13 protein-coding genes are annotated in these 19,280 nt (G+C 68.1%); 6 read left to right on the top strand and 7 right to left on the bottom strand.

Translation table 11 applies throughout. The annotated features are described in order from the left end of the window. Positions 1–667: 667 nt before the first annotated feature. Complete coding sequence (locus AK36_RS19795) at positions 668–2,797, top strand: glucosidase family protein (RefSeq protein WP_045579450.1); 2,130 nt, start codon at positions 668–670, stop codon at positions 2,795–2,797. Positions 2,798–2,878: 81 nt separating this feature from the next. Here the strand turns inward: AK36_RS19795 and AK36_RS19790 are convergent, their stop codons facing one another. The 5 genes from AK36_RS19790 to AK36_RS19770 all read right to left on the bottom strand — a co-directional run bounded on the left by AK36_RS19790 (position 2,879) and on the right by AK36_RS19770 (position 10,403). Next, positions 2,879–4,279, bottom strand: coding sequence for a sensor domain-containing diguanylate cyclase (locus tag AK36_RS19790; protein WP_045579013.1), 1,401 nt, complete (start codon positions 4,277–4,279; stop codon positions 2,879–2,881). Between the two features lie 313 nt (positions 4,280–4,592). Further along, a complete protein-coding gene (locus AK36_RS19785) occupies positions 4,593–5,771 on the bottom strand; it encodes an acetyl-CoA C-acyltransferase (protein WP_045579012.1) in 1,179 nt (392 codons plus the stop codon). A 43-nt stretch (positions 5,772–5,814) separates the two neighbouring features. Continuing rightward, the gene (gene pncA, locus AK36_RS19780) at positions 5,815–6,447 is read right to left on the bottom strand and encodes a bifunctional nicotinamidase/pyrazinamidase (RefSeq protein ID WP_045579011.1); all 633 of its coding nucleotides are present in this window, start codon (positions 6,445–6,447) and stop codon (positions 5,815–5,817) included. A 45-nt stretch (positions 6,448–6,492) separates the two neighbouring features. Continuing rightward, positions 6,493–8,577, bottom strand: coding sequence for a 3-hydroxyacyl-CoA dehydrogenase NAD-binding domain-containing protein (locus tag AK36_RS19775; protein WP_045579010.1), 2,085 nt, complete (start codon positions 8,575–8,577; stop codon positions 6,493–6,495). Between the two features lie 182 nt (positions 8,578–8,759). Then, positions 8,760–10,403, bottom strand: coding sequence for a 3-(methylthio)propionyl-CoA ligase (locus AK36_RS19770; protein WP_014723157.1), 1,644 nt, complete (start codon positions 10,401–10,403; stop codon positions 8,760–8,762). A gap of 119 nt (positions 10,404–10,522) precedes the next feature. Here AK36_RS19770 and AK36_RS19765 point away from each other — a divergent pair, with 119 nt between their 5' ends. The 5 genes from AK36_RS19765 (at position 10,523) to AK36_RS19745 (ending at position 14,327) form a co-directional block, all read left to right on the top strand. Next, a complete protein-coding gene (locus AK36_RS19765; RefSeq protein ID WP_045579009.1) occupies positions 10,523–12,091 on the top strand; it encodes a protein adenylyltransferase SelO in 1,569 nt (522 codons plus the stop codon). Between the two features lie 38 nt (positions 12,092–12,129). Next, a complete protein-coding gene (msrB, locus tag AK36_RS19760; RefSeq protein WP_011885063.1) occupies positions 12,130–12,561 on the top strand; it encodes a peptide-methionine (R)-S-oxide reductase MsrB in 432 nt (143 codons plus the stop codon). A gap of 124 nt (positions 12,562–12,685) precedes the next feature. Beyond that, positions 12,686–13,216, top strand: coding sequence for a septation protein A (locus tag AK36_RS19755; protein ID WP_014723160.1), 531 nt, complete (start codon positions 12,686–12,688; stop codon positions 13,214–13,216). Between the two features lies 1 nt (position 13,217). Beyond that, a complete protein-coding gene (locus AK36_RS19750; protein ID WP_011885065.1) occupies positions 13,218–13,526 on the top strand; it encodes a BolA family protein in 309 nt (102 codons plus the stop codon). 18 nt (positions 13,527–13,544) lie between these two features. Continuing rightward, complete coding sequence (locus AK36_RS19745; RefSeq protein WP_011885066.1) at positions 13,545–14,327, top strand: peptidylprolyl isomerase; 783 nt, start codon at positions 13,545–13,547, stop codon at positions 14,325–14,327. Between the two features lie 142 nt (positions 14,328–14,469). On the opposite strand, the gene AK36_RS19740 is transcribed toward AK36_RS19745, so the two are convergent. Continuing rightward, a complete protein-coding gene (locus AK36_RS19740) occupies positions 14,470–15,009 on the bottom strand; it encodes a GNAT family N-acetyltransferase (RefSeq protein WP_045579008.1) in 540 nt (179 codons plus the stop codon). After that, positions 15,009–19,073: a phosphoribosylformylglycinamidine synthase gene (gene purL, locus AK36_RS19735; protein WP_045579007.1), complete on the bottom strand. Its 4,065-nt coding sequence runs from the start codon at positions 19,071–19,073 to the stop codon at positions 15,009–15,011. Before purL ends, AK36_RS19740 begins: the two co-directional genes overlap by 1 nt. Positions 19,074–19,280 lie beyond the last annotated feature (207 nt).

The raw sequence follows: 19,280 nt of genomic DNA, 5'->3' as shown, positions 1-19,280 counted from the left end.
CAGGTGTCGCCGTCTCGCGCTCGTAGCCGTGAACGGCGTACCACGACCGCAACGGCGCGAAGGCTCGGCGACTCCGGCAGCCCGCACGTGCTGGCGAAAGCGACGTCCCGATGGAATGCGGGCAATCGCATGCAATGGCCGCAATCGCAAAGTCGTTGTGCATTGCAGCCCGAAATGAGCCGCTCCGGTTCGGTATCGATTACGGGGTGCCGTCGATATTTACTCGCCGCATTCGCTATTTATCAGCATTCCATTATCAAGCGATCCATATTTACACATTTAGTCGATTCGCAGAGTAACAATTACAATTTTCGACAAATAAGCGCACTCAAATCTCGACAAACCGATATTGACTCCGACTTCCGCCGATATCTAGAATCGCCTACATCATCTTTCGACCGAATTTGCGTTTGCACGTGGACCGCATCGTTCACTCAGCTCGCTCGTCGTATCCGACCGCGTTTCGCCGGTGCAGGCCGTCTTTTTGCTTCCGCTTCGAAATTTATCGCGCGTCCGACTAATTCCCAATCAATTCGCGCCGCGTATCACACGACGATTAAAACGGGCATTTGAAGAATGCCCGCAATGCCACGCACAACGGCCGGAGCATTCCGCCGATTCGAGCATGTCGATAACAATCGCAGTCGTCAGGAGGGTCGTCATGAAGATTCATCGCTTCACGAAATCGCTGTGTCTCGGCTTCGTCTGCGCCGCCCTGCTCGCCGCGTGCAACGACGACGACGTCCAGTCGAGCGGCCCGCCGCCGTCGTCCAGCGCCGCGCTGTCGTTCCGGATGGATGCGGGCGGCCAGATCAACGCGTTCTACCGGCAGGACCAGGTGGCCGCCCATCTGCTGGTGCGCTCGTCGACGAAGCCGCGTCTGCTGGTGGTGTTTCCGGCCGGCAACAGCGGCACCGGGCTGTGGTTCGACGACACCGCGCAGCCGGTGAACTGGAGCCTCGACACGCCGCCGTCGGCGCTGTCCGCGCCCGACGCGCACGGCCGTCCGCTGTACGGCATCGGCGCGGACGTGTCGGTCGACACCGACACGCTGACGATCCGCCAGGGGCTGCTCAGCAGCGTGCGCTTCCTGCGCGACTTCAATGGCGGCGCGACGATCCCGGCGGAGATCGTCACCGCGCCCGCCGTCCAGGGCAGCGCCGCGCAATGGCAGCGCGACCGGATCGACGGCGCGCCCGGCTATGCGCTGCGCATCACGCTGCGCGACGGCGGCAGCATCGCGACGGCCGCCGGCGGCAAGCTGGTGCTGCGCGCGGCAGCCGGCTCGCATACGCTGAAACTGCACGTCGACGCGTTGTCGGGCGAGTCGCCGCTGTCGCCGATCGCACGCGCCGAGCTGTTCGCGCCGTCCGTGAACCCCGACCCGGTGAGCCAGAACGTGCTCGAATTCCTCAGCTTCCACGACAAGCTGCTGGCCGGCTCGTGGCAATACGACACCTACTTCGGACGCGACACGCTGATCTCGGTGCGCATGCTGATGCCGGTGCTCGAACCCGCCGCGATCGAGGCCGGGCTGACGTCGGTGCTGAGCCGCCTGTCGGACGACGGCAAGGTCGCGCACGAGGAAGGCATCGGCGAGTTCGCGCTGATCGACAACGCGAAGCACGGCCGCGCGAACGACGCGACGCCGACCTACGACTACAAGATGATCGACAGCGACTACCTGCTCGCGCCGATCGCCGCGGCGTGGCTGGTCGACGACGCGCGCGGCCAGGCGCGCGCAGCGGCCTACCTCGCGCAACGCGGCAGCGACGGCCGCACCAACGGCAGCCGCCTCGTCGTGAACCTGCTGCACGTCGCGGCCACTGCGCAGCCGTTCGCGCAGCAGCCGTCGGTCGCCAACCTGATCCATCTGCGTGACGGCGAGATCGTCGGCAACTGGCGCGACAGCACCGACGGGCTCGGCGGCGGCGTCTATCCCTACGACGTGAACGCCGTGCTCGTGCCGGCCGCGCTGCGCGCGGCCAATGCGTTCCTCGCGCGCGGCCTGCTCGATCCGTACCTGGACGCCGGCCAACGCGCCGCGCTCGCGAACACCGCGGCAGAGGCGGCCGTCTGGGAGCAGCAGGCGCCGCCGCTGTTCCAGGTCAGCGTGCCGGCCGCGCAGGCGGCGGCCGACGTGTCCGCCTATGCGCCGAGCGCCGGCGTGCCGGCCGGCGCCGCGCCCGGCGCGCCGCTGACCTTCTACGCGCTGTCGCTCGATCAGCAAGGCACGCCGATCCCGGTGATGAATTCCGACGGCGGCTTCGCGCTGCTGTTCGGCACGCCGCCCGACGCCGAGCTGCAGCGCATCATCGCCGACGTCACGCGGCCGTTCCCGACCGGCCTCGTCACCGACGTCGGCATGCTGATCGCGAACCCCGCGTATGCCAGCACCGCGCTATGGCCGAAGTTCACGAGTTCCGCGTATCACGGCACGGTGATCTGGTCGTGGCAACAGGCGATGTGGGTGGCCGGGCTCGACCGTCAGCTCGCACGCCAGGATCTGTCGGCCGCGACGCGCACGCTGCTCACGCAGGCCCGGCAGACGATCTGGCAGGTGATCTCGAACGGACGCGACATGCGCACGTCGGAAATGTGGACGTGGTCCTATACCAACGGCCAATACCACGCCGATGCGTTCGGTACGCGCAGCGCCGATGCGACGGAGGCCAACGCCGCGCAGCTTTGGAGCACCACGTATCTGGCGATCCGCGATCCGCAACTGCGTGCGGGCAAGTACTGGTGGCAGGCGTCGCAGCAAATGGAAACCGCGACGGCGGTCGCGGCGCGCTGACCCGCCAAGGACGCGCGACCGGCACGAGCCGCATGGCGCGCGTCCACCTCCGTGGCCTTTTCAGCGCGCGGCGCGCGACGATCAATGCGCGACGACGCGATTGCGTCCGTCGCGCTTCGCCTGATACAGCCGTTCGTCGACCACGCGCAGCAACGCGTCGACCGTGCTGCCGTCGACGCCGTACTGCGCGACGCCGACGCTGACCGTCACCTGCACGCGCTTGAAGTCGAGCCCGAACGGCGAGCTGGCGATCGACGAGCGCACGCGCTCGGCCGTCATGCGTGCGCCTTCGAGCGGCATGTCGGGCAACAGCGCCATGAACTCCTCGCCGCCCACGCGCGCGAGCGCACCGGTCGGCCGGATCGCTTCGAGACACTGGCGCACGACGCCGCGCAGCACTTCGTCGCCGATCTGGTGACCGTACGCGCCGTTGATGTTCTTGAAGTTGTCGAGGTCGAGCGCGAGCAGGCAAAACGGTGTGCCGTCGCGCTCGGCCCGCTGGATCTCGCGCTCGACCTGCGCGATGAACTGGCGGCGATTCGATGCGCCGGTCATCGGATCGGTGGCCGCCATGTATTCGAGCTTCTGGTTCGTGCGGCGCAGTTCCTGCAGCGCGCTCTCGGTGCGCGCCATCGATTCGGACAGCCGGCTCATCAGGTCTTCCTGGCTGTAGATCGCGGAGAACGAGCGGGTGGACTGCAACGCCTGCACGACGCCGTAGCTGAGCAGAAAGAAACCGCCCGCGAAGATCGCATGCGCGAGCCACCACATGTGGTTCCACGGCTTGCCCAGAATGAACGCGAGCGACGACAGCGCGAACGCCATGATAGACATGCCGTAGATCACCATCAGCGGCGAACGGATGCGCCGCGTGAGCAGCACGCCGACGTTCAGCAACGAGAACACGAGCGCGCCGCCTTCCATCGACAGCCGCGTGCCGAGCGCGCCGGCGACCGGTGAATACGCGATGTATGCAACGGCCGCATCGATCAGCAGGAACGCCACGATCCAGGGCAGCCAGGTACGCGCGCGCGTGCGCTTCTCGACGCGATCGGGCGACTGGAAATACGACAGCAGCCCCGTCAGCAGCAGCATCGCCATCACGAGCCGCGACGCGGGACCGTACAGCAGGAACAGCCAGATATTGTGATGCGCCATCCCGGTGAACAGGCCGTGCAGCGCGTAGATCATCGCGAAGCCGAGAAAGCCGAGCGTGAGCCAGCGCAGCAACGGCTCGCCGGAGGAGCGGTAGCAGACCCACGTGACGTAGGTGACGAAGGCGCCCTCGAGCGTCGCCGCAGCGATCGCGAACTCATGGAAGGCGTGATTCTCGAATACGACGCGCGGGTCGCTGAAGAACCACAGATAGCCGATCAGATAGGCCGGCAACAATGCGAATGCGACCAGCAGGCATTTCGCGTAGAGCTTCGCGGCCGCACTGACGACGCGCGGCGGTTCCCCGGCTGCATAGGTCGTGCTCAATTCGATCCCCGTTCGGTCTGCTGCGTGGTGCGAACGTCCGCGGCGCCGGACACGCGCGCTGCATCGTGCGCGTCGGCAGCCGGCGACGCATCGCGCGCATCGGGACGACGCGCGCCGGCCCATCCGGCCGAAAGGCAAATGTCAGAGCAAGTATAGGTGCGGCAATTCGTTTGACAAGTAAGGGGAAACGGCAGCATCGCAGCCGCGCCGTTTGCTTCCCCATCCTTACGAATTACGGACGAATCTCGCCGATTCGCGACGCGGTTACGGCGGCCGCTGAAACGCGCCGCCGCAGCCGCCGCGCCGAAAAAAATCAGACGATTTCGAACAGGCCGGCCGCGCCCTGCCCGCCGCCGATGCACATCGTGACGACCGCGTATTTGACGCCGCGCCGCTTGCCTTCGAGCAACGCATGGCCGGTGAGGCGCGCACCCGACACGCCGTACGGATGGCCGACCGCGATCGCGCCGCCGTTCACGTTGAGACGCTCGTCGGGGATGCCGAGCGTATCGCGGCAGTACAGCACCTGCACGGCGAACGCTTCGTTCAGTTCCCACAGGCCGATGTCGTCGATCTTCAAGCCCGTCTGCTTCAGCAGCTTCGGCACCGCGAACACCGGACCGATGCCCATCTCGTCCGGTTCGCAGCCGGCCACCGCGAACCCGCGGAACACGCCGAGCGGCTGCAGCCCTTCGCGCTGCGCGATATCGGCGTTCATCACCACGCATGCCGCCGCGCCATCCGAGAACTGGCTCGCATTGCCCGCGGTGATCACGCCGCCCGGCACGGCCGACCGAATCTTCGACACGCCTTCGAGCGTCGTGTCGGGCCGGATGCCTTCGTCGGCCGACACCGTCACTTCCTGCGTGTAGAGCCGTCCGGTCGCTTTGTCGGCGATGCCCGCGCGCACGGTGATCGGCACGATCTCGTCGCGAAAGCGCCCGGCTTCCAGGGCGGCCGCCGCACGCAGCTGCGAGCGCACGCCGTATTCGTCCTGACGCTCCTTCGCGATCCCGTAGCGCTTCGCGACGTTCTCCGCGGTCTGCAGCATGTTCCAGTAGATCTCGGGCTTGTGCTCGACGAGCCAGCCTTCCTGGATCATGTGCCGGTTCATTTCGTTCTGCACGCACGAGATAGACTCGACGCCGCCCGCGACGTACACGTCGCCCTCGCCCGCGATGATCCGCTGCGCGGCGAGCGCGATCGTCTGCAACCCTGAAGAACAGAAACGGTTCACCGTCATCCCCGGCACGCTGACCGGCAGCCCGGCGCGCAGCGCGATCTGCCGCGCGATGTTCGCGCCGGTCGCGCCTTCGGGGTTCGCGCAGCCCATGATCACGTCCTCGATGCGCGCCGGGTCGAGCTTCGCGCGTTCGAGCGCGGCCGCGACCACGTGGCCGCCGAGCGTCGCGCCGTGCGTCATGTTGAATGCACCGCGCCACGACTTCGCGAGCGGCGTGCGTGCGGTCGATACGATTACGGCTTCGGTCATGCGAGTCTCCTTCGGTCCTGCTTCATGTACTGATGGAAATGCGCTACGCCGCCGGGCGCGCGCTCGCGGACGCCGCACGTGCGACGCCCGCCGCCTGCATCTGCTGCCACGCGTGCGCGAGCGAGCCGTTCAGGTCGATCGCGCGGCACGCATCGTCGATCACCGCGGCGTCGAAACCGGCCGCGCGCGCATCGAGCGCCGACCACGCGACGCAATAGTCGGTCGCGAGGCCGCAACACCACACGCGCTTCGCGCCGAGCTCGCGCAGATAGCCGGCGAGCCCCGTGCGCGTCGTGCGATCGGCTTCGACGAACGCGGAATAGCTGTCGACCTTCGCATGCCCGCCCTTGCGGATCACGAGCCGCGCATGCGGTATGTCGAGGTCGCGATGCAGGGCCGCGCCTTCGGTGTCCTGCACGCAGTGCACGGGCCACAACATCTGCTCGCCGTACGGCAGCGCGAGCGTCGAGAACGGCGTGCGGCCGGGATGGTTCGCGGCGAACGACACGTGCTCGCGCGGATGCCAGTCCTGCGTCAGCACGACCTGCTCGAAGCGCTGCGCGAGCGCGTTGATGACGGGCACGACCGCGTCGCCGTCCGGCACCGCGAGCGCGCCGCCCGGCATGAAATCGTTCTGCACGTCGATCACGAGCAGCACGTCTTCGGTTGATTTCATTGCGTTCCTCCGTGCAGGCGGCGCTCGCGCCGTCGCGTGCGGCCGTCAGCCATTGAAGCCGCGCCCGGCCTTCGCCAGCTCGACGATCGACGGCGCGAGCCGCCACGCGTCGCCGTTCGGCGCGGCCGCGTAGCGGCGGATCGCGCGCTCGACGTTGTAGAGGCCGACGGTGTCCGCGTACAGCATCGGGCCGCCGCGCCACAACGGGAAGCCGTAGCCGGTCAGGTAGACCATGTCGATGTCGGATGCCTTCGACGCGATCTTCTCCTCGAGGATCTTCGCGCCTTCGTTGACGAGCGCGAACACGAGGCGCTCGACGATCTCGTCGTCGCCGATCTTGCGTCGCTCGACGCCGCGCTCGTTCGAATAGGCGACCACCATCTCGTCGACGAGCGCCGACGGCTTCGCGGTGCGCTCGCCCGCCACGTAGTCGTACCAGCCGCCGCCCGTCTTCTGGCCGAAGCGGCCGAGTTCGCACAGGCGATCGGCGATCTTCGAGTAATGCAGGTCCGGCTGCTCGACGTAGCGGCGCTTTCGGATCGCCCAGCCGATGTCGTTGCCGGCCAGGTCGCTCATCCGGAACGGCCCCATCGCGAAGCCGAACTTCTCGATCGCGCGATCGACCTGCGCGGGCAGCGCGCCCTCCTCTAGCATGAACAGCGCCTGGCGGATGTACTGCTCGATCATCCGGTTGCCGATGAAGCCGTCGCACACGCCGGACACGACGGCCGTCTTGCGGATATTCTTCGCGACGGCCATCACGGTCGCGAGCACGTCCTTCGCGGTGTTCGCGCCGCGCACGACCTCGAGCAGCTTCATCACGTTCGCGGGGCTGAAGAAGTGCATGCCGACCACGTCCTGCGGACGCTTCGTGAACGCGGCGATGCGGTCGATATCGAGCGTCGACGTATTCGACGCGAGGATCGCGCCGGGCTTCGCGACGGCGTCGAGCCGGCCGAACACCTGCTCCTTCACGCCGAGTTCCTCGAACACGGCCTCGACGATCAGGTCGGCATCGTGCAGATCGTCGTAGGACAGCGTCGACGCGATCAGCGCCATGCGCGCATCGAGCTTCTGCTGCGTGAGCTTGCCCTTCCTGACCTGCGCGTCGTAGTTTTTGCGGATCGTCGCGAGCCCGCGGTCGAGCGCCTCCTGCGTCGTTTCGAGCAGCGTGACCGGCAAGCCCGCGTTGACGAAGTTCATCGCGATGCCGCCGCCCATCGTGCCGGCGCCGACCACGCCGACGCGGCGAATCTCGCGCACCGGCGTATCGGCCGGCACGTCGGGGATCTTGCTCGCCGCGCGCTCGCCGAAGAACGCATGCCGCAGCGCGCGGCTCTCCGGCGTCATCATCAGCGCGACGAAGCCGTCACGCTCCGCAACGCTGCCCTTGTCGAAGCCGTGCAGCACGCCGGCCTCGATCGCGTCGATGCACTTGTGCGGCGCGGGGAAATTCGGCGCGGCCGCCCGCGCGGAATTGCGTGCGAACTGGATGAAGCCGGCGGCGTTCTCGTGGACGATCTTGCGATCGCGCACCCGCGGATGCGGGCCGCTCTGCGCGCCGGCCTTGCGCGCGAACGCGATGGCGGCATCGAGCAGGTCGCCGTCGGCCATCGCGTCGAACAGCCCGCTCGTCGCGAGTTGCTCCGACGGCACCGGCGCGCCCGACACGATCATGTTCAGCGCGGTTTCGAGGCCGACCGCGCGCGGCAGCCGCTGCGTGCCGCCCGCGCCGGGCAGCAGGCCGAGCTTCACCTCGGGCAGCGCGATCTGGGCGCCGGGCGCGGCGATCCGGTAGTGCGCGCCGAGCGCAAGCTCGAGCCCGCCGCCCATCGCGACGCTGTGCAGCGCCGCGACCACCGGCTTCGCGCTCGCCTCCACCGCGCGGATCACGGTGTGCAGCGTCGGCTCCTGCAGCGCCTTCGGCGTGTTGAATTCGGTGATGTCCGCGCCGCCCGAGAACGCGCGCCCCGCGCCGGTCAGCACGATTGCGGTGACGGCCGGATCCTGCGCGGCGCGTTCGAGGCCCGCCATGACGCCCTGGCGCGTCGACAGGCCGAGCCCGTTGACGGGCGGATTGTTGAGCGTGATGACGGCCACGCCGTCGCGAGTCGTGTAATCCACTGCCATCTGCCTGCCTCCATGCATCGCGCGCCACGGTGGCTGCGCTGGATTGTGCGCGGTCGAACGGCCGCATGTCCGGATAGAACGGAGGCAGCATACAACGAAAAAGAACGGTCGTTCAATTTGAATTTTGCGACGATCCGGGGCGCGATCGCGCCGCCGTACTCCCGGCCGTGGCCGGCTGCGGCTTACTGTGCGCCAACCGCGGTCGGCAGCACGTAATCGCGGAACGTTTCGCGCAGCTTCAGCTTCTGCAGCTTGCCGGTCGCAGTGTGCGGCAGCGCGTCGACGAACACGACGTCATCGGGCACCCACCACTTCGCGACCTTGCCGTCGAAGAACGCGAGCAGTGCGTCGCGCGTCAGGTTCGCGCCGTCGCGCGGCACCACGACGAGCAGCGGCCGCTCGGTCCATTTCGGGTGCGCGCACGCGATGCACGCGGCTTCGGCGACACCCGGGTGCGCGATCGCGACGTTCTCGATGTCGATCGAGCTGATCCACTCGCCGCCGGACTTGATGACGTCCTTGCTGCGATCGGTGATCTGCAGGAAGCCGTCGTGGTCGATCGTCGCGACGTCGCCGGTCGGGAACCAGCCGTCCGACAGCGGCGACGCGTCGCTCTTGAAGTAGCGGTCGATCACCCACGGGCCGCGCACCTGCAATTCGCCGAACGCGACGCCGTCCCACGGGAGTTCGCGGCCGTCGTCGCCGACGATGCGCATGTCGACGCCGCAGATCACGCGCCCCTGCTTCTCCAGCAAGCGGCGCTGCGCATCGCGCGGCCGCTGCGACTGCGCCCAGTTCAGCGTCGCGAGCGTGCCGAGCGGCGACAGCTCGGTCATCCCCCACGCATGGATCACGCGCACGCCGTATTCGTCCTCGAACGTGCGCAGCATCGCCGGCGGACACGCCGAGCCGCCGATCACCGTGCGGTTCAGCGTCGAAAAGCGCACGCCGGCCTCGCGCATGTAGTTGAGCAGCCCGAGCCACACGGTCGGCACGCCCGCGGAGAAGGTCACGCGTTCGGCTTCCATCAGTTCGTACAGCGACTTGCCGTCGAGATCCTTGCCGGGCAGCACGAGCTTGCCGCCGGTGAGCGGCACCGCGTACGGCAGCCCCCATGCGTTCACGTGGAACATCGGCACGACCGGCAGCACCGCGTCGAGCGCCGACAGGTTCATCGCGTCGGGCAGCGCGGCGCCGTATGCGTGCAGCACCGTCGAGCGATGCGAATACAGCACGCCCTTCGGATTGCCGGTGGTGCCCGACGTGTAGCAAAGGCCCGACGCCTGCTGCTCGTCGAGGCGCGGCCAGTCGTAGCGGCCGTCCTCGGCTTCGACGAGCGTCTCGTAGCACAGGTACGGCGTGCTGCCGGCCGGCAGGTGTGCGGCATCGGTCATCGCGATCCAGCCCTTCACGTGCGGGCACTGCGGCGCGATGGCGTCGACCAGCGGCGCGAAATTGAGGTCGAACAGGACGTAGCGGTCTTCCGCGTGATTGACGATATAGGCGATCTGCTCGGGAAACAGACGCGGGTTGATCGTATGGCACACGGCGCCCATCCCGCCGATTCCGTAGTAAGCCTCGAGATGCCGATAGCCGTTCCACGCCAGCGTGCCGACCCGCTCGCCCGCCTCGACGCCGAGCCGCGCGAGGGCCTGCGCGACGCGCTTCGCGCGTTGCTCGCAGTCGTGGTACGTGTAGCGATGCAGGTCGCCTTCCACGCGGCGCGACACGATCTCGGTGTCACCCGCATGACGCGCGGCATGCGCGATCAGCGACGACACCAGCAACGGCATATCCATCATCTGGCCCAGCAACGGCTTACCCATCGTCTTGTTCTCCGGAAGTACGCGAATCGGTGACCGGCCCCGCAGCGCTGCGCGCGCGGGCCGCCATGCGGGCGGCGCGACGCCGCCTTACAATATCGGCTTACCCAGAGGCGCTCAACATGTCGTTTTCCCGAAGCGCAGCCGATCCGGCTGACACTCTTCCCGACCTCGCCGCGACGCTCGCGGCGCCCGGCGACGACGCGTTCGTTGCGCTCGGCGACGCGTTTCATACGCGGCTGCCGGCCGCGCCGCTGCCCGCGCCGTACGTCGTCGGCTTCTCCGCCGAAGTGGCGCAACTGCTCGGCCTGCCGCCGTCGCTCGCGGCGCACGCGCAATTCGCCGAGCTGTTCGCCGGCAATCCGACGCGCGACTGGCCGGCCCACGCGCTGCCGTACGCATCGGTGTATTCGGGCCATCAGTTCGGCGTCTGGGCCGGCCAGCTCGGCGACGGCCGCGCGCTGACGATCGGCGAGCTGCCCGGCAGCGACGGCCGGCGCTACGAACTGCAGCTCAAAGGCGGCGGCCGCACGCCGTATTCGCGCATGGGCGACGGGCGCGCGGTGCTGCGCTCGTCGATCCGCGAATACCTGTGTTCGGAGGCGATGCATCACCTCGGCATTCCGACCACGCGCGCGCTCACGGTGATCGGCTCCGACCAGCCGGTCGTGCGCGAGGAGATCGAGACGTCGGCCGTCGTCACGCGCGTGTCCGAGAGCTTCGTGCGCTTCGGCCACTTCGAGCACTTCTTCTCGAACGATCGCCCCGACCTGCTGCGCCGGCTCGCCGACCACGTGATCGAGCGCTTCTACCCCACCTGCCGCGAAGCCGACGATCCCTACCTCGCGCTGCTCGAAGCCGCGATGCTGCGCACGGCCGACATGGTCGCGCAGTGGCAGGCGGTCGGTTTCTGCCACGGCGTGATGAACACGGACAACATGTCGATCCTCGGCGTCACGATCGACTACGGCCCGTTCGGCTTCGTCGACGCGTTCGATGCGAACCACATCTGCAACCACTCGGACACGAGCGGACGCTACGCGTACCGGATGCAGCCGCGCATCGCGCACTGGAACTGCTACTGCCTCGCGCAGGCGCTGCTGCCGCTGATCGGCCTGCAGCACGGCATCGCCGACGACGATGCGCGCGCCGAACGCGCGGTCGACGACGCGCAGGCCGTGCTCGCGAAGTTCCCGGAGCGCTTCGGCCCGGCGCTGGAGCGCGCGATGCGCGCGAAGCTCGGCCTCGCGCTCGAGCGCGAGCACGACGCCGAACTCGCGAACCAGTTGCTCGAAACGATGCACGCGAGCCACGCAGACTTCACGCTGACGTTTCGCCGGCTCGCGCAGCTGTCGAAGCACGACGCGAGCCGCGACGCGCCGGTGCGCGACCTGTTCATCGATCGCGCCGCGTTCGACGCGTGGGCGAACCTCTACCGCGCGCGGCTGTCGGAGGAAACGCGCGACGACGCGGCCCGCGCGGCCGCGATGAATCGCGTGAACCCGAAATACGTGTTGCGCAACCATCTGGCCGAAGTCGCGATCCGGCGCGCGAAGGACAAGGACTTTTCCGAAGTCGAACGGCTCGCGCAGATACTGCGCCGCCCGTTCGACGAACAACCGGAACATGAACCGTATGCGGCATTGCCGCCCGACTGGGCCGGGTCGCTCGAAGTGAGCTGCTCGTCGTGATGCGCACGACCCGGCCGACCGATCAGGAGAACTCCCCCATGTCACACGATTCCGACGACAAGACCTACCCGTATCAGAAGGACGACGCCGAGCTGCGTCGCCGCCTCACGCCGATGCAGTACGAGGTCACGCAGCATGCGGCGACCGAGCGCGCGTTCACCGGCGAATACACCGACACCGAGGACGCCGGCATCTACAAGTGCGTCGTCTGCAGCACGCCGCTGTTCGAATCCGGCGCGAAGTTCCATTCGGGCTGCGGCTGGCCGAGCTACTTCAAGCCGCTGAACGGCGAGGTGATCGACGAGAAGATCGACCGCTCGCACGGGATGGTGCGCGTCGAGGTGCGCTGCAACCATTGCGGCGCGCATCTCGGTCACGTGTTCGAGGACGGCCCGCGCGACCAGACCGGTTTGCGCTACTGCATCAATTCGGCTGCGTTAAACTTCGAGTCCCGACCCGAAAACGAATGAGCGTCACCGCGCGGATCGATCGGCACAGCGTCGTCCGCTGCGCCGCTCCCGGCGGTAGCGCCCCGCGGGTCCCCACCACGGTGAAAGGCCGCTCGACGCGGCCTTTCACGCAGCTGCGAGCGCCATGAAATTCCTGTTCGATCTGTTTCCGATCATCCTGTTTTTCGCCGCCTTCAAGGTCTGGGGCATCTTCACCGCCACCGCCGTCGCGATCGCGGCAACGCTGGCCCAGGTCGCGTGGGTCGCGTTCCGGCACCGGAAAGTCGACACGATGCTGTGGGTCAGTCTCGGTGTGATCGTCGTGTTCGGCGGCGCCACCCTCGTCCTGCATGACGAGAAATTCATTCAATGGAAACCGACTGTGCTGTACTGGCTGTTTGCGATCGGGCTGCTCGCCGCGCGCTATGCGTTCGGCAACAACCTGATCGAGAAAATGATGGGCAAGCAGCTCACGCTGCCGCACCCCGTGTGGGACAAGCTGAACGTCGCATGGGCGCTGTTCTTCGCGGTGCTCGGCCTCGCGAACCTGTACGTGGTGCACAACTTCACCGAATCGCAATGGGTGAACTTCAAGCTGTTCGGCACGACCGGCGCGATGGTCGTGTTCATCATCCTGCAGAGCCTGTGGCTCACGAAATATCTGAAGGACGAGTGAGATGACCGACGCCTTTCTGAACGCGTCGCCCGACGCACGCATCGCGCTGATCGAAGCCCGCCTGAGCGCCTCGCTCGCGCCGCTGTCGCTCGCGGTGCGCGACGACAGCGCGCAGCACGCGGGCCACGCGGGCGCGTCCGCCGGCGGCCATTACACGGTCACGATCGTGTCCGCCGCATTCGCCGGCAAGTCGCGCGTCGCGCGGCACCGGCTGGTGTATGATGCGCTCGCTGATGCGATGCAGCGCGGCATTCACGCGCTCGCAATCGTGGCTTACACGCCCGAAGAATTCAACGAATCTTCAATCTAGTCTCAACAGGAATTCCCGATGATCCTGAAATCCCCCCGCCTGTGGGTCGCGGCGGCTGCTTTTGCAGCGGCACCGGCATTCGCCCAGAACATCGCCGTCGTCAATGGCACGCCGATTCCGAAGTCGCGCGTCGATGCGATGGTCGCGCAGCTCGTCCAGCAAGGCCAGGCCGATAGCCCGCAACTTCAGCAAGCCGTGCGCCAGGAACTCGTGAACCGCGAAATCCTGATGCAGGAAGCGATTCGCGAAGGCATCCCGAACCGTCCCGACGTGAAGGCGCAAATCGCCGTCGCGCAGCAGACGGTCGTGCTGCGCTCGATGATCGAAAACTTCCTGAAGAAGAACCAGCCGACCGACGCCGAAGTGAAGGCGCGCTACGACGATCTGGTCAAGGGCGCGGGCGGCAACCGCGAGTACCACCTGCACCACATCCTCGTCGACAACGAGCAGCAGGCGAAGGACCTGATCGCGAAGATCAAGGCCGGCGCGAAGTTCGAGGATCTGGCGAAGCAGTATTCGAAGGATCCGGGTTCGGGCAAGAACGGCGGCGATCTCGACTGGTCCGATCCGAAGGCGTACGTGCCGGAATTCGCGGCCGCCGCGCAGAAGCTGCAGAAAGGCCAGATGACCGATCAGCCGGTGAAGACGCAGTTCGGCTGGCACATCATCCGTGTCGACGACGTCCGCGACGTCGCGCCGCCGCCGTTCGATCAGGTGAAGGCGCAGATCGCACAGCAGATCGTGCAGCAGAAGCTGCAGGCGTTCGAGGAAGGTCTGCGTCAGCAGGCGAAGATCCAGTAACGTCGGCGCCCCGCGCCCACGCACGAGGCCGCTCGATCGAGCGGCCTTTTTCTTTTGTGCGCCGGCCGCGCGGCGGGCGCACAAAAAGCCGCTTCGAGGCGGCTTTCGGTGCGACGGGACGGCGGACAGCCAAGCGCCAGCGCTAGCCGAGGTCGAACGCGTCGTGATAGCGAACGTCGCCCGACGGCCGCGGCGCGTGTGCATCGAGCGCCAGCGCAAGCAAACGCCCGGCCGGCGCACCGTGCAACGCCAGATCGCTGCAAGGCGCAAAGCCGAACCGCGCGTAGTACGCGGGATCGCCGAGCACGACGCAACCATGTGCCCCGAGCCGGCGCAGCGCATCGAGCCCGGTGCGCACGAGCCCCGCGCCGACGCTCTGCCGCCTGCAATCGGGCCGCACCGCGAGCGGCGCGAGCGCATACCAACGGCTGTCCGGCGACGCGCCGCCGATCGCAACCGGCGAAAACGCGATGTGGCCGATCACGCGGTCGTCATGCTCGGCGACCAGTGACACGCCGAGCGCGCCGGCCGCGCGCAGCGCGTCGACGATCTGCCGCTCGCGCTGGCCTTGCCGCGGCTCGCCGGCAAATGCGGCCGCGATCACGCGACCGATCGCATCGACGTCGCGCGCGCGTTCGTCGCGCAACGTGACGATGTCGACCGGCGCGTGTGGATCGAACATCAGCCGATCCAGCGGCGCGCGTTACGGAACACGCGCAGCCACGGGCTCGCTTCGCCCCAGCCTTCCGGGTGCCAGCTCATCGTGACCGTGCGGTGCACGCGCTCCATGTGCGGCATCAGCACCGAGAAGCGGCCGTCGGCCGTCGTGACCGACGTGATGCCGGCCGGCGACCCGTTCGGGTTGAACGGATAGCGCTCGGTCGCCTCGCCGCGATGGTCGACGTAGCGCATCGCGACCGCGACGCGGTCGATGTCGCCCTGCTGCGAGAAGTCGGCATAGCCTTCGCCGTGCGCGACCGCGACCGGAATGCGCGAGCCTTCCATCCCCGCGAAGAAGATCGACGGCGACTTCTCGACTTCGACGAACGAGAAACGCGCCTCGAACTTCTCGGACTTGTTGCGCGTGAACTTCGGCCACGCTTGCGCGCCCGGGATCATCGACGCGATGCTCGACAGCATCTGGCAGCCGTTGCAGATGCCCAGCGCGAACGTGTCGGGGCGCGCGAAGAACGCCGAGAACATGTCGGCGAGCTGCGTGTTGAAGCGGATCGTCTTGGCCCAGCCTTCGCCGGCGCCCAGCACGTCGCCGTACGAGAAGCCGCCGCACGCGACCGCGCCCGCGAAATCGGCGAGCGTCGCACGGCCGGCGAGCAGGTCGCTCATGTGCACGTCGTGCGCATCGAAGCCCGCGCGGTCGAACGCATACGCGGTTTCGAGGTGCGAGTTCACGCCCTGCTCGCGCAGGATCGCCACGCGCGGGCGCGCGCCCGTCGCGATGAACGGCGCGGCGATGTCGTCGGCCGGATCGAACGTGAGGACCGGCGAGATGCCCGGGTCGGCCGCATCGAGCAGCGCGTCGTGTTCGGCATCGGCGCACGCGGGGTTGTCGCGCAGGCGCGCGATGCGCCAGCTCACTTCGCTCCACGCGCGATGCAGTTCCACGCGCGGTGCGTCGAAGATCTTCTTCGCGTCGCGGTACACCTCGATCACGTCGCGATCGTTGACCGTGCCGATCACGTGCGAGCATGCCGACAGGCCGAATTCGCGCAGCGCGCCGAGCACCGCGTCGCGCTCGCTCGCACGCACCTGCACGACGGCGCCGAGCTCTTCGGAGAACAGCGCGCGCAGCGTGCGGTCGTCGCGGCGGCCGCTCGTCTGCTTCGCCCAGTCCTTCGCGTCGCCATAGTCGGATTCGTGGTCGGGATCGAGCGTCAGCATGTCGACGTTCAGCGACACGCCGGCGTGACCCGCGAACGCCATTTCGCAGACGGTCGCCCACAGGCCGCCGTCCGAGCGGTCGTGGTAGGCGAGCAGCTTGCCTTGCGCGTTGAGCGACTGGATCGCGTTGAAGAAGCGCTTCAGGTCTTCCGGATCGTCGACGTCGGGCGTCGTGTCGCCGACCTGCTGCGTGACCTGCGCGAAGATGCTCGCGCCCATCCGGTTCTTGCCGCGGCCCAGATCAATCGCGATCAGCACGCTGTCGCCCGCGTCGGCGACGCGGCGCAGTTGCGGCGTCAGGTGGCGGCGCACGTCCTCGACCGGCGCGAACGCGGAGATGATCAGCGACACCGGCGACACCACTTCCTTCGCGACGCCCTGCTCGTCCCACTTCGTCTTCATCGACAGCGAGTCCTTGCCGACCGGGATGCCGATCCCGAGCGCCGGGCACAGCTCCATGCCGATCGCCTTCACCGTGTCGAACAGCGCGGCATCCTCGCCGGCCGTGCCGCACGCGGCCATCCAGTTCGCCGACAGCTTCAGCTTGTCGAGCGACGCGATCGGCGCGCTCGCGATGTTCGTGATCGCCTCGCCGACCGCCATGCGGCCCGACGCCGGCGCGTCGATCACCGCGAGCGGCGTGCGCTCGGCCATCGTCATCGCCTCGCCCTTGAAGCCCGCGTAGTCGAGCGCGGTGATCGCGCAGTCGGCCACCGGAACCTGCCACGGCCCGACCATCTGGTCGCGCACCGACGTGCCGCCCACCGAGCGGTCGCCGATCGTGATCAGGAACGACTTGCTGCCGACCGTCGGATGCTTGAGCACGTCGAGCGCGACCTGCGCGAGCGAGATGCCCGTCACGTCGACCGGCGCACGCTCGGTCGCGACGCGCGCGACGTCGCGATGCATGCGCGGCGGCTTGCCGAGCAGCACTTCCATCGGCATGTCGACCGGATATTCGTCGGCACCCGTCGCTTCGGCGTCGACCAGCTGCAGCTGGCGCTCGTCGGTCGCGACGCCGACCACGGCGAACGGGCAACGCTCACGCGCGCAGATCGCCTCGAAGCGCGGCAGGTCGGCCGGCGCGATGGCCAGCACGTAGCGCTCCTGCGCTTCGTTCGACCAGATCTCGCGCGGCGACAGGCCCGACTCCTCGAGCGCGACCTTGCGCAGCTCGAAGCGCGCGCCCTTGCCCGCGCCGTCGACGATCTCGGGGAACGCGTTCGACAGGCCGCCCGCGCCGACGTCGTGAATGCTCAGGATCGGGTTTTCCGCGCCGAGCTGCCAGCAGCCGTTGATGACTTCCTGCGCGCGCCGCTCGATTTCCGGGTTGCCGCGCTGCACCGAGTCGAAGTCGAGTTCGGCGGTGTTCGCGCCGGTCGCCATCGAGCTCGCCGCGCCGCCGCCCATGCCGATGCGCATGCCGGGGCCGCCGATCTGGATCAGCAGCGAACCCGCCGGCACGTCGTGCTTGTGCGTGTGTTGATCGGCGATGTTGCCGAGGCCGCCCGCGATCATGATCGGCTTGTGATAGCCGCGCACCGTGCCGCCGACGTTCTGCTCGTACACGCGGAAGTAGCCGCCGAGGTTCGGACGGCCGAACTCGTTGTTGAACGCGGCGCCGCCGAGCGGGCCGTCGATCATGATCTGCAGCGGCGACGCGATCCGGTCCGGACGACCGTACGGGCCGTGCTGCTCGTTCGGGTTGCGCTCGCCGACCGGCTGCGCCGCATCGCGGGCGTTTTCCCACGGCTGGCGTGCGTCGGGCAGATCGAGGTTCGACACCGTGAAGCCGGTGAGCCCGGCCTTCGGCCGCGCGCCGCGGCCGGTCGCGCCTTCGTCGCGGATCTCGCCGCCCGCGCCGGTCGCCGCGCCGGGGAACGGCGAGATCGCCGTCGGATGGTTGTGCGTCTCGACCTTCATCAGCGTGTGCGTGAGCTCGGTATGGCGGCCATACCGTTCGCCCGGCTCGCCGGCCGCGCCCGCGCCGCGCGGGAACCAGCGCTCCGCTTCGGCGCCGACCATGATCGACGAGTTGTCCGAATACGCGACGATCGTGCCCTGCGGGCTCAGCTTCTCGGTGTTGCGGATCATCGCGAACAGCGACATGTCCTGCGCTTCGCCGTCGATGGTCCACTGCGCGTTGAAGATCTTGTGACGGCAGTGCTCGCTGTTCGCCTGCGCGAACATCATCAGCTCGACGTCGGTCGGGTTGCGCTCGAGCTTGCGGAACGCGTCGACCAGGTAGTCGATCTCGTCGTCGGCGAGCGCGAGGCCCAGCTCGGCGTTCGCCCGCTCGAGCGCCGCGCGGCCGGCGCCCAGCACGTCGACGGTCGCGAGCGGCTTGGCCGGCAGTTCGTCGAACAGATGCCGCGCGTCGTCGCGCGCGGCGACCACGCTCTCGGTCATCCGGTCATGCAGCGCCGCGGCGACGGCCGCACGCGCGTCGTCGGACAGCGCCTTCTTGCCGCCGAGCAGGCCCGACTTCAGCGTCACCGTGAATTCGACGCCGCGCTCGATGCGGCGCACCTGCACGAGGCCGCAGTGCTGCGCGATGTCGGTCGCCTTGCTGGCCCACGGCGAAACCGTGCCGAAGCGCGGCAGCACGACGAAGGTCTCCGTCGTGCCCTTCTCGGCCGCCGGCTCGAACGGCGCGCCGTAGTGCATCAGCGCGTCGATGCGCGCGCTGTCGTCGGCCGACAGCGGCTCGGACGCATTGACGAAGTGCAGGAACTGGCCGCGCACGGCGACGATGTTGGCGTCGATCTGCCTGAGCGTGTCGAGCAGACGGGTTTGACGGAAATCGGAGAGGGCCGAAGCGCCGGGAAAACACGAGAAGTGAGCCATGGGCTGGACTGACGTCGATGAGTCGCGCGAGGTGGCGACGTGTGGCGAAAGGAAGGCCGTAATTATACCCGGAAGTCGGCCCCCGGACCGGCCGACCGGCACGGGCAGCCCACCGCGACGGCGCTTCGGCCGCGGCCGGGCCTGCCGGGCCGCCGGGCGGGCCCGGCCGGCCCGCTGGACGCGCGGCCGCGCCCGGTTGGCGGAACT

This window comes from Burkholderia vietnamiensis LMG 10929, from assembly GCF_000959445.1.
In the GTDB taxonomy this organism is placed as follows: Bacteria; Pseudomonadota; Gammaproteobacteria; order Burkholderiales; family Burkholderiaceae; genus Burkholderia; species Burkholderia vietnamiensis.
Note: the sequence above shows the minus strand (reverse complement) of the source record. Positions and strands in the feature narration are given on the sequence as shown.

What these genes read in the sequence shown, in the direction of transcription:
- AK36_RS19755 (WP_014723160.1), top strand. Translation starts at nt 12,686, where the DNA reads ATGAAATTCCTGTTCGATCTGTTTCCGATCATCCTGTTTTTCGCCGCC.
- AK36_RS19745 (WP_011885066.1), top strand. Translation starts at nt 13,545, where the DNA reads ATGATCCTGAAATCCCCCCGCCTGTGGGTCGCGGCGGCTGCTTTTGCA.
- msrB (WP_011885063.1), top strand. Translation starts at nt 12,130, where the DNA reads ATGTCACACGATTCCGACGACAAGACCTACCCGTATCAGAAGGACGAC.
- pncA (WP_045579011.1), bottom strand. Translation starts at nt 6,447, where the DNA reads ATGAAATCAACCGAAGACGTGCTGCTCGTGATCGACGTGCAGAACGAT.
- purL (WP_045579007.1), bottom strand. Translation starts at nt 19,073, where the DNA reads ATGGCTCACTTCTCGTGTTTTCCCGGCGCTTCGGCCCTCTCCGATTTC.
- AK36_RS19740 (WP_045579008.1), bottom strand. Translation starts at nt 15,009, where the DNA reads ATGTTCGATCCACACGCGCCGGTCGACATCGTCACGTTGCGCGACGAA.
- AK36_RS19775 (WP_045579010.1), bottom strand. Translation starts at nt 8,577, where the DNA reads ATGGCAGTGGATTACACGACTCGCGACGGCGTGGCCGTCATCACGCTC.
- AK36_RS19765 (WP_045579009.1), top strand. Translation starts at nt 10,523, where the DNA reads ATGTCGTTTTCCCGAAGCGCAGCCGATCCGGCTGACACTCTTCCCGAC.
- AK36_RS19785 (WP_045579012.1), bottom strand. Translation starts at nt 5,771, where the DNA reads ATGACCGAAGCCGTAATCGTATCGACCGCACGCACGCCGCTCGCGAAG.
- AK36_RS19770 (WP_014723157.1), bottom strand. Translation starts at nt 10,403, where the DNA reads ATGGGTAAGCCGTTGCTGGGCCAGATGATGGATATGCCGTTGCTGGTG.
- AK36_RS19750 (WP_011885065.1), top strand. Translation starts at nt 13,218, where the DNA reads ATGACCGACGCCTTTCTGAACGCGTCGCCCGACGCACGCATCGCGCTG.